At 58.5% G+C, this 14,006-nt stretch carries 17 protein-coding genes; 8 read left to right on the top strand and 9 right to left on the bottom strand.

The genetic code is table 11. From position 1 onward, the window contains the following. Positions 1-208 precede the first annotated feature (208 nt). Positions 209-1,372, bottom strand: coding sequence for a hypothetical protein (locus NMB41_RS06875; RefSeq protein WP_494381729.1), 1,164 nt, complete (start codon positions 1,370-1,372; stop codon positions 209-211). Between the two features lie 307 nt (positions 1,373-1,679). On the opposite strand from NMB41_RS06875, the gene NMB41_RS06870 reads away from it, so the two are divergent. Then, positions 1,680-1,871 carry a heavy-metal-associated domain-containing protein gene (locus tag NMB41_RS06870; RefSeq protein ID WP_494381728.1) on the top strand — a complete coding sequence of 64 codons (192 nt, stop codon included), beginning with the start codon at positions 1,680-1,682 and terminating at the stop codon, positions 1,869-1,871. Positions 1,872-1,971: 100 nt separating this feature from the next. Here the strand turns inward: NMB41_RS06870 and cueR are convergent, their stop codons facing one another. Beyond that, positions 1,972-2,436, bottom strand: a complete 465-nt coding sequence (gene cueR, locus NMB41_RS06865; protein WP_494381727.1) for a Cu(I)-responsive transcriptional regulator — start codon at positions 2,434-2,436, stop codon at positions 1,972-1,974. A 15-nt stretch (positions 2,437-2,451) separates the two neighbouring features. Further along, complete coding sequence (locus NMB41_RS06860; RefSeq protein WP_494381726.1) at positions 2,452-4,941, bottom strand: heavy metal translocating P-type ATPase; 2,490 nt, start codon at positions 4,939-4,941, stop codon at positions 2,452-2,454. A gap of 87 nt (positions 4,942-5,028) precedes the next feature. On the opposite strand from NMB41_RS06860, the gene NMB41_RS06855 reads away from it, so the two are divergent. After that, positions 5,029-6,021, top strand: a complete 993-nt coding sequence (locus tag NMB41_RS06855) for a prolipoprotein diacylglyceryl transferase (RefSeq protein ID WP_494381725.1) — start codon at positions 5,029-5,031, stop codon at positions 6,019-6,021. Positions 6,022-6,058: 37 nt separating this feature from the next. Here the strand turns inward: NMB41_RS06855 and NMB41_RS06850 are convergent, their stop codons facing one another. Then, entirely contained in the window at positions 6,059-6,574 is a 516-nt protein-coding gene (locus NMB41_RS06850; RefSeq protein ID WP_494381724.1) for a MerR family transcriptional regulator, read from the bottom strand. A 51-nt stretch (positions 6,575-6,625) separates the two neighbouring features. Beyond that, the gene (locus NMB41_RS06845; protein WP_494381723.1) at positions 6,626-6,787 is read right to left on the bottom strand and encodes a hypothetical protein; all 162 of its coding nucleotides are present in this window, start codon (positions 6,785-6,787) and stop codon (positions 6,626-6,628) included. Positions 6,788-7,129: 342 nt separating this feature from the next. Here NMB41_RS06845 and NMB41_RS06840 point away from each other — a divergent pair, with 342 nt between their 5' ends. Further along, entirely contained in the window at positions 7,130-7,738 is a 609-nt protein-coding gene (locus NMB41_RS06840; RefSeq protein ID WP_494381722.1) for a cadmium resistance transporter, read from the top strand. A gap of 98 nt (positions 7,739-7,836) precedes the next feature. Here NMB41_RS06840 and NMB41_RS06835 read toward each other — a convergent pair whose 3' ends face one another. The 3 genes from NMB41_RS06835 to NMB41_RS06825 form a co-directional block, all read right to left on the bottom strand. Further along, positions 7,837-8,172, bottom strand: a complete 336-nt coding sequence (locus NMB41_RS06835) for a YnfA family protein (RefSeq protein ID WP_494381721.1) — start codon at positions 8,170-8,172, stop codon at positions 7,837-7,839. A gap of 373 nt (positions 8,173-8,545) precedes the next feature. Further along, positions 8,546-10,624, bottom strand: a complete 2,079-nt coding sequence (locus tag NMB41_RS06830) for a copper-transporting P-type ATPase (protein WP_494382802.1) — start codon at positions 10,622-10,624, stop codon at positions 8,546-8,548. Positions 10,625-11,012: 388 nt separating this feature from the next. Continuing rightward, positions 11,013-11,420 (bottom strand): MerR family transcriptional regulator, encoded by a 408-nt coding sequence (locus NMB41_RS06825; RefSeq protein WP_494381720.1) that lies wholly within the window; start codon positions 11,418-11,420, stop codon positions 11,013-11,015. Between the two features lie 64 nt (positions 11,421-11,484). Here NMB41_RS06825 and NMB41_RS06820 point away from each other — a divergent pair, with 64 nt between their 5' ends. The 3 genes from NMB41_RS06820 to NMB41_RS06810 are packed head-to-tail and all read left to right on the top strand — an operon-like array spanning position 11,485 to position 12,340. Further along, complete coding sequence (locus tag NMB41_RS06820; RefSeq protein ID WP_494381719.1) at positions 11,485-11,829, top strand: mercuric transporter MerT family protein; 345 nt, start codon at positions 11,485-11,487, stop codon at positions 11,827-11,829. A 12-nt stretch (positions 11,830-11,841) separates the two neighbouring features. Then, the gene (locus NMB41_RS06815) at positions 11,842-12,123 is read left to right on the top strand and encodes a cation transporter (protein WP_494381718.1); all 282 of its coding nucleotides are present in this window, start codon (positions 11,842-11,844) and stop codon (positions 12,121-12,123) included. A 4-nt stretch (positions 12,124-12,127) separates the two neighbouring features. Next, on the top strand, positions 12,128-12,340 hold the full coding sequence (locus tag NMB41_RS06810) for a GDCCVxC domain-containing (seleno)protein (RefSeq protein ID WP_494381717.1): 213 nt from the start codon (positions 12,128-12,130) through the stop codon (positions 12,338-12,340). 141 nt (positions 12,341-12,481) lie between these two features. On the opposite strand, the gene NMB41_RS06805 is transcribed toward NMB41_RS06810, so the two are convergent. After that, positions 12,482-12,856: a DUF305 domain-containing protein gene (locus NMB41_RS06805; protein ID WP_494381716.1), complete on the bottom strand. Its 375-nt coding sequence runs from the start codon at positions 12,854-12,856 to the stop codon at positions 12,482-12,484. Positions 12,857-13,092: 236 nt separating this feature from the next. Here NMB41_RS06805 and NMB41_RS06800 point away from each other — a divergent pair, with 236 nt between their 5' ends. Together NMB41_RS06800 and NMB41_RS06795 are read left to right on the top strand one after the other, a co-directional pair. Beyond that, positions 13,093-13,509 carry a hypothetical protein gene (locus tag NMB41_RS06800; protein WP_494381715.1) on the top strand — a complete coding sequence of 139 codons (417 nt, stop codon included), beginning with the start codon at positions 13,093-13,095 and terminating at the stop codon, positions 13,507-13,509. 113 nt (positions 13,510-13,622) lie between these two features. After that, positions 13,623-14,003, top strand: a complete 381-nt coding sequence (locus NMB41_RS06795) for a hypothetical protein (RefSeq protein ID WP_494381714.1) — start codon at positions 13,623-13,625, stop codon at positions 14,001-14,003. Positions 14,004-14,006: the final 3 nt, after the last annotated feature.

Below are 14,006 nucleotides of genomic sequence, written 5' to 3'. Positions count from 1 at the left end.
CTCGCTGACCATGCGCACCGCGCGCTTGATGACTTCGGGGAATACTTGGGTTGTTTCTTCATAGCCCCATTCTCTCAAACAATGGAGCCTCCACAAAACCCGGGCCGGTTCAGTTATCTTAATTGTCCTAATATATATTTCCCGGTTACTTTGCGACTCGAGGAGGTAGTAGCCTAGTTGATGAGTGTCCACTACTGATGCCTGGCGCCTAGCTGGCGGGTGTCTTCTCGCGAATTCTGGACTCTACTTCAGCTACGGTACGGTTGCTCCGCTCGGTAAAGAGAATTGAGCCCAGCAAGCGTGGGCCGGTTACTGCCGTGTGAGGAATTTCTACGGACTGGTAGCCGATCGTGTGCCGAAGCACCCTGAGACAGACTTGGCGGAGTGCTGTCAGAAGTGTCAAAAATTCTGCATTTGTGAGTGATGTTTTGCCGGTGTGCGTCAACTCACCGCGGGCCGTATAACAAGCCTTGATGAAGTCAGCAGGTGTTTTGTCTAAAATGACATTTCCCTGCAAGCATGCCTCTGTTAAGTTTTGAATCGATTGAGTTATCGATTCCTTCCTTAATTCGGCGAGCGAACTCATTATGCGCTCAAATGCAGCTTGCTCCTCGGTATTTTGATTAATTTTGGCAGTGTCTCGAGCGGCTTTTGTAGCTGTTCGCAACAGTTCTACATGGCCTAGTATTGCGTCAGCACGCGGAAGGCGTTCTGACAGACACTCCAGCATCTGAATGAGCGTAAGAAACGTTGTGCGGGGACTGCTTTCAAAAAAAGAGTTGTTATACAACTCAAGGGCTAGAGATCCCTTCTCGGAAAGCTGCACTTGCTGCTGCCCCATTAGCGACCACAGTTGCAGTAGGCCGATTGGCGTAAGTCCGTGATCTATAAGTAGGCCGCCCTGGACCTCGGCACTTACGATTCCTTGCTTCCGACTCGAGTGTTCGATAACCGTAATCCCGCGCTTCTGGCCAATGGTCTTTACGTTGTGCTCTTCCTCTAGATTCTTGAACATAGTTTCGCTAAAGGTCAGTCCTCCTGGTGCCGCCTTGGCGGGCGAATAAGGACCTATGTCTATACCTCCGATATCGACGCCAAGCCCTAAATCAGCGGCCAGCAAACACAAGGCTACGGCGTCGGCTTGGGCCACTGTCCACGCCTCTTCAGGAGAGGCATAGCCGCCGTGGCACAACTGAAACGCGTCTGCATTGCATAGAGGCGCGCCCCTTGAGATCAACGCATGAGGAACCGAGTCGGAGGTTTTCATCGCAATTTGGCACTCGGAGGTTGCTTCAGACTCATCAACGTCAAGAACGCCTTTGCGAGAAAACTGGAACGAAAGTCTGTACGAGTAGAATTTTTGAGTACTCATGCCCTTCTCAGATTTGTTGTTGTGTCTTGCAGTGTACTCTTGATTACTCACATTTAGTAACTAAGCAGGTGTGAGCTGCGGCCGTTTTCCGCCACCGAAACGGTATGACAAGTCACTGGTGTCACACCTCCGATAGGGGCATCATACCTGTCGAACGTGTCCGGGCTAGTGGGGGAATGCCAAGCCCCAGTTTTGGGAGCAAGGCCGATCGAGTACCTAATGCGCTCCGTTTCACCAACAAATCAGCCCTTGACCTTCCCATCGTTGTAAGCCTTATGCTTGTTCTCACACTCACAAGGAGGTTTGCATGGAATTTCACATCGAAAATATGACCTGTGGCGGCTGCGCCAGAGGCGTGACAAAGGCGATTCAGTCGGTAGACGCTGGTGCACAGGTAACCGCCGATCCGCCGAACCGCACAATGCACGTGGTCGCCTCTGCTACGCGTTCCCAGATTGAGCACGCTCTGACCGAGGCAGGTTTTCCACCGAGCGCTTGATAACATCCCTGCCCCGTCCTTGGGGCAGGACCGGTCATCCGGCCGTGATAATCCTTCGGGGTATTCGCAGCTCCAGCGGCTGAGCCAAGCACGGTGCCCGCTACTTGCGGGCGGGTACCTTGTCGCGAAAGCCAGCCATCGTTTCCGAATGCCGCGGCGCTTTCGTGTCGCCATCGACGTAGTGTTCAAGATTAGCCAGAATCGGACAATCGGGCCGCTCGTCGCCCGCGCAGCAGTCGACCAGCTCTTGAAGGGTGTCCGCCATTTCCCGCAGACTTGCAATCCTATCCTCGAGCTCCGCAATGTGAGCTTTTGCCACCCGCTTAACGTCAGCACTCTGTCGCGAGCGATCACTCCACAAGCTGAGTAATTCGCTGATTTCAGCCACTGAAAACCCTAGGTCCCGGGCGCGACGGATAAAACCCAGGCGATGGACGTCGCTACGCCCATAGGCACGGTAGCCCGATTCGGTACGAGCGGCAGCCGGGATCAGGCCCGTGTCTTCGTAGTAGCGGATCATCTTCGCCGAGACGCCCGATGCCTTGGATGCTTCACCGATGTTCATATGTGTTCTCCGTTTTCATGCGCCGATCAATGGCGGTTTAAAGCCTCGCAAACGCAAGGCGTTCCCCAGTACAAAGACACTGGACAATGCCATCGCACCTGCAGCAACGACTGGCGAGAGCAATACCCCATAGCCTGGATACAGCACTCCCGCCGCCACCGGCACCAAGGCCGCGTTGTAGGCAAACGCCCAGAAAAGATTTTGTCGAATGTTGGCGATGGTTGCCTTCGACAACGCGATAGCGTTTGGAACCCCCTGTAAACTGCCGGACATTAGCACCACGTCGGCGGCCTCCATCGCAATGTCTGTACCGGTACCGATTGCAAGTCCCACATCGGCCTCGGCCAACGCCGGCGCATCGTTAATCCCGTCACCGACGTAGGCCACATGCCCGTGCGTAGCGCGCAGGCGCTGGATCGCCTGCACTTTGCCGACGGGTAGCACTTCCGCAACCACCTCGTCGATACCGAGACGTGCGGCAATTGCCCTGGCGGTGCGTTCGTTATCCCCCGTAATCATTGCGACCTTTAGCCCGAGTGCGTGCAGGGCCGCGATCGCTCCCGGCGTGCTCGCCTTGATTGGGTCGGCCACGGCGATAATCGCAGCGAGACGCCCATCGATCGAAGCATACAGCGGCGATTTTCCTTCTCGACCCAATTGCTCGGCCGACTGAGCAAAGGTTTCGACATCCAATCCCAGGGACCGCATGTAGCGGTCTGCGCCGATCTCAACGCGTATGTTGCCGACGTTGGCGCGTACACCCATGCCGGTGACCGACTCGAACTCGCCAGGCGCCCGGATCGCCATACCTTCCCCCTCGGCAGCCTCGACGATTGCGCGGCCGATCGGATGTTCGGAGCGCGACTCCACGGATGCTATCTTGACCAATACGTCCGCACGCCCGAAGGAGTCGATCACTTCTAGGTCGGTCAGTACTGGCCTTCCTTCGGTCAGGGTGCCGGTTTTGTCCAGCGCTACGACCCTCGCATCCTTCAACAGCTGCAGCGCCTCGCCCTTCCGGAACAGAACGCCGAGCTCCGCACCCCGCCCGGTGCCAACCATGATCGACGTCGGTGTCGCCAAGCCCATGGCGCATGGGCACGCGATAATGAGCACAGCCACGGCGTTAACCAAGGCGAACGTCAAGGCTGGCGCAGGGCCGAAGACGAGCCAGGCCAGGAAGGTGAGCAAGGCAGCAGCCATCACGGCGGGTACGAACCACATCGTTACCTTGTCGACGACAGCCTGGATGGGCAGCTTGGAGCCCTGCGCCTGCTCGACGAGGCGGATGATCTGGGCGAGGACCGTGTCGCCACCCACAGCGGTGGCGCGCAACCTGAAGGCGCCCGTCTGATTGATGGTTCCACCTACCACTGCACTGCCTGCGCTTTTCTTGACCGGGACGGGCTCCCCCGTGATCATCGATTCGTCAACGTAGCTGTCGCCGTCGATGATCTCACCGTCGACCGGTACCCGTTCCCCAGGGCGTACCTCGACGACATCATTTGCTGCGACTTCTACAATCGGGATATCGCTCGCGCGTCCGTTGCGTACCACGTGCGCAACTGTCGGCTGGAGACCGACCAGCCGCCCGATGGCCTGCGACGTCCTTCCCTTCGCCTGGGCCTCGAGATAGCGCCCCAGCAGGATTAGCGCCACGATCACGGCTGCCGCTTCGTAGTAGACATTGACCGTACCCACCGGCAGAACACGCGGCACGAAGGTGGCGACGGACGAGTACGCATAGGCGGCCAGTGTGCCAACCGCCACTAGCGAATTCATGTCGGGAGCGAGCCGCGCCAGTGCGGGCAAACCTTTGGTAAAGAAACGGCGGCCCGGGATCAGCAAAATGATTGTCGTCAGCATGAACTGCAGGTACCAGCTTGGCGCCTGGCTAATCGTGCCCATGACCCAGTGGTGCATCGCCGGAACCAGGTGCGAGCCCATCTCGAGAATGAACACTGGCAGCGCAAGAACGGACGCAAGCACCAGGTCGCGCTTGATCGCCAGCCGCTCGGCATCCTTCCTGGCCGTCGCGTCGTCATCGCCGGGCCGTGCAATGGCAGTGACGATCCGGGCTTCGTAGCCCGCCTTGTCGATTGCTGCGACAAGCGCGTCGGCCGCTGCCAACCCGCGAACGGTCGCTCGTTCGGTGGCCAGGTTCACGGTGGCCCGAACGACGCCCGGCACGGCTTGCAGCGCACGTTCGACCCTGCCGACGCACGACGCACAGGTCATCCCGTCGATTGACAATTCGATCGTCTGCGCAGGGACATCGTAGCCCGCCGCCTCAACTGCCTGAACCAGCGCAGCCCGATCGACTGCGCTGCCTCCGCTCGACCGTACCTCGGCTCGTTCGGTAGCCAGGTTGACCGCAACGCTGTCGACGCCTGCGACCTTTCGAAGCGCCGCTTCCACGCGCCCGACGCAGGAAGCGCAAGTCATGCCCTCGATCGGCAGACTGATCATCGCAGGGCCGTTGCCCACCAAGTCCTTGTGCGACATAAAGGTGTTTCCTCTGTAAGTGTTCAGCAGGATCACACCGTACACCTTACCATCATTGGAAGGTCAAGCCGGCCAGAGAAAGCCGCAATGTTCATTGCACCTAAAGCCACTTCAGGTACTAAGCTCGCCTTTCACCAATATTTATCGAATGGCGAAACAATGTCCTTTCCCTACCTGAGCGATGTAGTAAAAGCCCTCACTGGTCACGACGTGGCACTCCCGATCGCGACATTTGGCCTCTTCATAGCGTGCGCGGCAATCGCTGCCGCCGCCTGCCTTAACGCCGAGTTGCGGCGCATGTGGGAAGCGGGGCTGATTCAGGCTGGGAGCCGTCAATCACGAAACGCCGACGGGGCCATCGTATTGATTTCGAAGCCACCGCATGAACTGGTTCCGAATCTGACCTTGGTTGTCTTCCTTGCCGGCATAGCGGGTGCCCGGCTGTTTCACATCCTGGAGAACGTGGATCAATTTCTGGAGTCGCCCTGGGCAATGATATTGAGTCGGTCGGGGCTCAGCGTCTTCGGTGGCCTGATTTTTGGAACGCTTGCCGGGCTGGTATATGTTCGTCGCTGGCACCTGCAGGTCCGCGACATCCTTGACGCTGTCGCGCCAGCGATGATGCTGGGTTATGCAATCGGCCGTGTCGGCTGCCAGGTGTCAGGCGATGGCGATTGGGGAATACGCGCCGACCTCAGCTTGAAACCTGAGTGGCTGCCTACCTGGCTATGGGCTCAGACTTACGATAACAACATTTATGGAGAAGTTATCGCACAGCCCGGGGTCTATCCCACGCCGCTATACGAAACGCTGCTGGCCCTGTTATGTTTTGGGCTCTTGTGGATCATTCGCAAGCATCCTTTCAAAGCAGGATGGCTATTTTCCGTATATCTCATCCTGGCCGGCATGGAGCGTTTGCTGATCGAGCAGATCCGTGTGAACCCGGTATTTTCGTTTGCAGGCTTCCAAGCCACGCAGGCCCAGCTGATCGCGACGGTGTTTCTCATCGGCGGTCTCGCTGGGACGATTCTATTAAGCAGTAAACAGGATCTGACGCCGCGCCATGGTGTTCGGATGTAACCGAGCCGGTCTCCGGCGAAGTCATCGGCAGCCGATGTCAGCGTTTCAGTTCGCGTGCGGTGAAAGCAGCGGTGCCGCACGTAGCGGAACGGACTGACGGTGTCTCTGCACATGATCCGGCACAGGAGGTCGTACCGTCTGCACGCGCGATATCGTCGAAGATGACGCAATCGCGCGTCAGTCCGCCGTTGCACGCTGCGTCACAACGGGAAACGAAGAACTCCAGGCTCGATTCCAGCTCCTTCATCAAATGAAGCTTCCGACGTACTTCTTCGAGGTGAATTTTCGCCACGTCGCGTACCTCGATACACTCCCTTCCACCGTCGTCGAACAGCGAGGCCAAGGTCCGTACCTGCTCAATCGGAAAACCGAAATCACGACAGCGTTTGATGAAGCCAAGTCGTTGCAGGTCAGAATCGCGGTAGTACCGATGACCATTCGACGCGCGGGCAGGACGCGGCAACAGGCCGATCTGTTCGTAGTAGCGAATCGTCGGCACCGTGCATGCGGTACGTTCAGCCAAGGCTCCGATCGTCAGTCTTGCATCCGTCATGCTTTCCCCGAAAAAAACGTTTGCACCTCAAGTTGCTTGAGGTCTCATCGTTCATCTTATCAAACACCGGGAGAATAAAATGGAAATCACACGTAAACGAAAGTGGATGTCGAGCGACGCCGCGTTGATCAGCTTGGCCGTCGCATCCTGCGCCGGTTGCTGCATCCCGATCATCGCGCCTTCCTTGATGGCATTAGCCGCTGGAGCCAGCATGGCCCACTTCGCGGCTGTAACCGCGTATTGGCCAATAATAACCGCCACAGGTATTGCGCTCGCGACGTTCGCGGCGCTAGGTAAAAATTCCAACGCAGATCATGGGGCGCCAGTGGGCCTAAGTAACAGCCAGGATTTCTCACTGGTCATTCGAGCGAAAGATGACGGGACTGCACCTCGCGCTGAAATCGATTTGATCCCACCCTCCTCGGATTGACTTCAATGCCAAATTAAAGTCTCCACAAGTGTGAATCACGATGAGCGCATGTACCATTGAAAATGCAAGGTTCTGGTGTAGCAGGGATAATGCAGCATTAATTACCTGCCCCGCTGCAACAATACATGGATCACTATATCTCGCTAATTGGCATCGCCGCAGGTCTGTTTGCCACCACAAATATCGACGATATCTTTGTGTTGCTAGGTTTTTTTTCCGATCCAAAATTCAAATCCCGTCATGTCGTGCTGGGGCAGTACATCGGGATTACGGTGCTTTTTGGCGTAAGCGTAGTCGGATCGCTGATTGCGTTGGTTGTATCACCTGCTTACGTTGGTTTGCTGGGCATCGTGCCCATCATTCTGGGTTTGAAGGCCCTGTGGGAGCAGCGAAAACATACGGGCGAAAATGAAGACGGTGAACACATCGATACGCCCGCCGGTCGTGGGAATATGATTGCTGTCACTGCCGTCACTGTTGCGAACGGCGCCGACAATATTAGTATTTACGTTCCGATTTTCTCGATGAGAGACCGGTATGACATCACGGTGATCGGCATCGTTTTCATCATCATGACGGCGATCTGGCTGGTCGCCGCGCACTGGCTGACCAACCACAAAACGATTGGCGCGCCGATCCGCCGGTATGGCCACCGAGTCGTACCTTTCGTGCTCATCGCTCTGGGACTGCTGATCTTGTATGAATCAGGCAGTATTTCCCTCATCGGTCCGTGACAAAATAATGTTCTGACTGCGAAATGGGAGTGAAACCGACAAGGTTGCCGGAATGTTAGAAGATTCGCGTGGGGATGCAAGGCCAGCGCTAGACGGCTTCAGTTTCCTTCAACAGTCCACCCGGAGACGATAATCGCCATTCCGCACAGCGCGATTACAGCCCCGGCCCAGTCCATTGTCGACAATTTGATCCCGTCGACAAACCTTAGCCAGACAAGCGCGGTCGCGACATAAACGCCGCCATAGGCCGCGTACACACGCCCGCTTGCTGCGGGATGCAGGGTCAGCAACCAGACGAAGAGGATGAGGCTGACTGCTGCGGGCAGCAGAAGCCAGACTGGCCCACTCTTGCGCAGCCACAGGTATGGAAGAAAGCAACCGACGATTTCGGCTACGGCGGTGGCGATAAAGAGCAGACCGGTTTTAATTATCAATTTAGTTCTCGTGCAATAGCGGACAGATCCGAATGATAATCGTAGGGGGAATCTCCCACCGCCGTTCTAGCACGGGCTTCGTCACCTCCGCTTCCCACGCGAACGAGAGCCGTTCCGTGTTTTGCCAGACCTGGCATCTCGAAGCTGCGCCTTTTGGCGGCGGCCGCGGCGGCGTTGCACCTCCGAATAACCGACGAATCCGGCTGCGCACACGCCAAAGATCGCGCCCGCGACCATCATGACATCGAGCATTCCTTTTGTGACGATAATCTCCATATGTCCTTTTCCGTGGCCAACAAGTAAAAGACGGGCGCCCGGCAGGCGAACAGCGCTGTTCAGTGGCGAGGGAAATCATCGCCCCGCACACAATTGTTCACTCCCTTCCCCGGCGCAGCCGCAACGCGTTACCGATGACCGACACCGAACTCAGGCTCATCGCCAGAGCCGCAACCATCGGCGACAGCAGCTGCCCGGTGAAAGGATAAAGAATTCCGGCCGCAAGGGGAATCCCCATCGCATTGTATGCGAACGCAAAGCCCAGGTTCTGCCGCATGTTGCGCACGGTCTCGATCGACAGCAGCCGCGCTTTTGCTATCCCACGCAGGTCGCCTTTGACCAGGGTGAGGTGGGCCGAGTTGATGGCGACATCGGTACCGGTTCCCATCGCGATCCCCACATCCGCCTTTGCCAGTGCCGGCGCGTCGTTGATGCCGTCGCCGGCCATCGCCACCACTTTGCCACTTTGCTGCAGCCGTTCGACCAGTGCAAGCTTGTCCTGCGGCTTGACCTCGCCATGCACTTCCGAAATCCCCAGCCTCGTCGCCACCGCTTTCGCGGTCGTGACACCGTCGCCGGTCGCCATCACGACGGTCATTCCCGCGTCGTGTAGTGCCGTCAATGCCTCCTGTGTGCTTGCCTTGATCGGGTCGGACACAGACAGCAGTCCGACCAGACGGCCGTCCAGGGCCAGGTACATGACGCTGGCGCCGGCATGCCGCAGCTCCTCGGCAGCCTGCCGCAGGGGCGTCCAGTCAACCTTCTCGATGTCCATCAGCGCGGTATTGCCCAATGCGACACGCTGCCCCTCGAGCGTACCCCGTACGCCGATCCCGCTCGCCGATTCGAATGCCTCGGGTTTGGTCAGCTGCAGCTTGCGTTCGCGGGCTGCGGCGACGATGGCGTGCGCAAGAGGATGTTCGCTCCCCTGGTCGATGCTCGCCGCGATCCGGAGCACCTCGTCGTCCTCGAACCCCTCGGCCGCGATCGCGCGATCGAATGCGGGCCTGCCTTCGGTCAGCGTGCCGGTCTTGTCGACGATAATCGTGTCGACCGTGCGCATGGCTTCGATCGCCGCCGCGTCGCGAAACAATACGCCCTGCGTCGCGGCGCGGCCGGTCGCCGCCATGATTGACATCGGGGTCGCCAGCCCGAGCGCACATGGACAGGCGATGATCAACACCGACACGGCATTGACGAATCCGTACACCCAACTCGGCTCCGGCCCCCACAGGCCCCACCCGACCAGGGTCAGGAGTGCGATGGCGACCACCGTCAGGACGAAGTAGCCGGCCACCACGTCGGCCAGGCGCTGCATGGGCGCCCGCGAGCGTTGCGCATGCGCAACCATCTGGACAATCTGCGACAGCATGGTCTGCGCGCCTACCCGTTCAGCCCGGATGATCAGGCTGCCACTCGTATTGATCGTCGCACCGATGACCTTGTCGCCGGCCCTCTTCATGACCGGTAGTGGCTCGCCCGTCAGCATGGCCTCGTCGATGGCGCTCTCGCCTTCCAGCACGCTTCCGTCCACCGGCACCTTCTCTCCGGGCCGCACGCGCAACATGTCGCCGATGTGAACATGGGACAGCTCGACATCCTCCTCGTCTCCGTCGGCGCGGATGCGCCTCGCCGTCTTGGGCGCAAGCCCCAGCAATGACTTGATCGCCGCCGAGGTTTGCGAGCGCGCGCGCAGCTCGAGGATCTGCCCGAGCAAGGTCAGGGATACGATTACCGCCGCGGCTTCGTAATACACGCCGATGCGTCCGTGCATGGCGAAATCCGACGGGAACAGGCCGGGCGCCAGAGTGGCGACGATGCTGTAGCCATACGCGGCGGCCACGCCGGTACTGATCAGCGTCCACATGTTCGGACTGCGGTTCTTGATCGACTGAACACCACGCACGAAGAAAGGAGCGCCTGCCCACAGCACCACGGGCGTGCTCAATACCAGCTCGATCCAGCTTTGGTAAGCCAATCCGCCGTCGAAGAGCCGGTGTCCCGCCATCGCCAAGGCGGTCACGGCGACCGTCAGCGGCAGGGTCCACCAGAAACGGCGTTTGAAATCGCCGAGCTCGGGACTTCCCTCGTCGTCGAGCGACGGCATCAGGGGCTCGAGCGCCATTCCGCATTTCGGACAGTTTCCGGGCGCGTCTTGCCGGATTTCCGGGTGCATCGGGCAGGTATAGACAGTCCCTGAGTACGGCTCGTCGACCTGTTCAGACGAGAGAGCTTCGGATACGACAGGGGCCGCTTCAGCGTGTGTCGCGGGGCCGTCCTGCAGGGTTGAATGCGTGCAATGATCAATCACATGTCCGTGGCCCGCGTGTACGTGAGATTCGTGCTTCATGTCACCTCCAGGAATAGATTGCGGTGGGCTTTCGGACCAGCTAGCGTTATGATCCCGCCCGCTACGACTCGCTTGCACTGTAAACCTTCCAATTATGGCAAGGTCAAGCAGCGTGTTGAAGCGCCCAGTGACACTGGTACCTGACTGGCACCGCGTCTTCCGCAGGAGCAAATTGAAATCTGTCCCCCGCTTCAAGCGACAGTCATTTTCCAAATTAGTCTTCGATTAAAGCCTTGATGATCGGACATCCTCCGTTCTCGCCTTCCCGGTCGCAGCGGCCGACCATGTCAACCAACGCAATCTTCATCGCCAGCAAATCGGATATTTTTACCTCTACCATTGCCAGCTTCCTTGCAGCCAACTCGCGCGTCTCGGCGCATACCATGGATCCTTCAAGCTTGAGCAAGACAGCGATCTCACCCAAGGTGAATCCTAAGTGCTGTGCTCGCTTAATGAATTGAATACGGCGCACATCGCTATCGCGGTAAGTGCGGTAGCCGCTACGCGGCCGTGCCGGCTCTTCAATGAGCCCGCTACGCTGGTAAAAGCGGACTGTCTCCAGGTTCACAGAGGCCGCCGCGGCCAGACGGCTTATCGTCATTATCTTCATTATCTTCATCATCGCTTGACTCCGTATACAGGTACGGAGTTTATTCTAGCCTGGTCAAAAAGGCGCTGGAGAGGGAATGGCAACAAATACCAAAGGGTCGATGATTGCCGGGGTGCTTGCCGCGTTGGGAGCGTCCGCGTGCTGCGCTGGCCCGCTCATACTTGTCTTGCTGGGTATCGGCGGCGGCTGGGCGTCGCGCCTGATTGCTCTCGAACCCTACAGTCCTTTCTTGACGGTACTTACTTTACTTTTCCTCGGCATGGCATTTTATAACCTGTATGTGCGTCCGCGTCCGTGCGAACCGGGGGATGCTTGCGCCGTCGGCCGCGTTCAGAAGAACCAGCGTGCCCTATTTTGGTTCATTTCCGCATCTGTGATTCTGTTGTTGACATTTCCCTGGTATGCCCCACTGTTCTATTGAAAGGAAATTCACATGCGCTTTATCTCACTGACTGGCGGCGTCCTGCTGACAGCATCGGCAGCCGCTTTTGCCGGAACACCGCAAGCAGTTATCCTCGATGTCCAGAATATGACCTGTGCGACGTGTCCCATCACTGTCAGGATGGCGCTCGAAAAGGTGGCGGGTGTCAAGGACGTAAAAATCGATTTCGAAAACAAGACGGCAACTGTCCAGCTTGATCCAGACAAGGCGAGTGCGCAGATGTTGACCAAGGCGACGACCGATGCGGGCTTTCCATCGACGGCAAGGAAATAAGGCGATGGCGCAAGCGATTCTCGAGTCCACCCTGACCTGCCCGCACTGCGGTGTGAAAAAACTGGAGACGATGCCGACGGATGCCTGCCAGTTCTATTATGAGTGCGAGGGCTGCCATGCCTTGCTGCGTCCGAAGGCGGGTGACTGCTGCGTATTCTGCTCCTACGGCACCGTGAAGTGTCCGCCGATTCAACTCGACCAGGCCTGCTGCGGTTAGCTACAGTTCGGAATATCGAGGTGACAGTCTTCTCGCAGGAATTCCCTCCTCCCACAGTGCATGGAAGTACAGCCAGGCGCGCGCGCAGCATGTGCGCGGAAAGCCGGAAGCGCCACGGCGTGGCGCCCACGGCAGCACTGTTTATTTTGCCGGTGCCGGATGCTTGGCCAGCCAGGCATCGAACTTCTTCACCTCTTTGGTCTGCTCGGAAATGATCTTCTTCGCTGCCTGCTTCATCTGCGGATCCTTGCCATGCTTGAGTTCTGCCTGCGCCATGTCGATGCCGGCCTGGTGATGCGAACGCATCATCATCGCGAAATCATGGTCGTGGTTTCCGCTCATGGGCATGCTGGCCATTTTTTGATGCATTTCCTGCATGCTCTTCATCATGTCGTGCGACGACATATTGTCGTGCTGTTGCAGACCCTGCGCGGCGGTGCCATGCTGGGCATGCTGTCCCGACTGGGCCGCCGCGGGCGCCGCCATCGCGGCGGCGAATACCACCGTCACGGCCATGCACGCGATACTCCTGCGCGATTGATTCATGCTTGTCTCCTGATTGAAGTTGATCATAACGTTGCTCCGGTACACTGAAGCGGAGTAGGGAACGCCAATTGTGAGAGGCTCTCGGCAAGCATGCGGTGCGCGAACGCACCTTTGAACAGCTTTCACTCATGCTATGCACCGCCTTGCTTTAATCAACCTTAAGCCGTCTACCACACAAAATCCGTCGTGATATACTCGCCGCCACTATGAACCGCATTTTCAAGAAGTTGCTCGTCTGGCTGCTCGTGGCCCTGCTTCCGCTTCAGGCGGTTGCCGGCGGCTTCGGCATGACTTGCGCGCCGGTTCATCAGCAGTCCAGCTCGGATGTCCAGAGCCTTGCCAGCGTCGCCCATGAGAAAATGGCCGAGGCACACGCCGGCCACGGCAGCGAGCATGCCAAGCAGACGGCCAGCGCCGATGACGACGCATCCGGTCACCACGCCGGCAAGCTGTCGCACTCGTCCTGCAGTGCATGCTCGGCCTTTTGCCTCGGCGCGGTTGCGCCACCTTCGTCCCATCTTCCTGCCCCCACGTTTGAAGGCTCCGATGCCGTCATCGTTTCGCCTTCCGTATTTGCCGTTGGTTTCATCCAGGACGGCCCGCAGCGACCTCCCCGGCAATAAATCCGCCTGATCGAAACAAGCGCTGAACCGGCCGGCCTTTCCTGTCGCCCTCATGCGTCTTGAACATATGCGCGACCCCGCGCATGCCTGTTTCCGATTTTGAGGATTTGACAATGAACACCAAGCTCTCGGCCGCCGTCTCTGGCGTCCTGTTGGCCGCCCTCGGCGTGCCATTCGTTGCGCACGCCCAGCAATCCGGTCCTGCCGCCAACCCGGCCGACCCGGCTGCGCCGGTGCCGGCACTTGTCTATGCGTCCGCCTTCCAGAATGCTTCGCGTCCTGCAGACGCTGCGCAGACGCCCGACAAGGTCTGGCGCGCGGCCAACGATGCACTGTCGGCCGTGCCGGACCATGGCGGGCATGCGGGCCACGGCGTCCCACAGCCGGTCGAAAAAGCCCATGGGCACCATGCCCCTGCCGCGCAAGCGGCTCCACAGCCCGAGAAGAAAGCTGAGCCTCAGCCGGCTGCCGGGCACGGCAAACATCACCATTAAAAA

The sequence above is a fragment of the Massilia sp. FBCC-B171 genome, from assembly GCF_059134155.1.
This window is presented reverse-complemented; position numbering and strand designations above follow the sequence as displayed.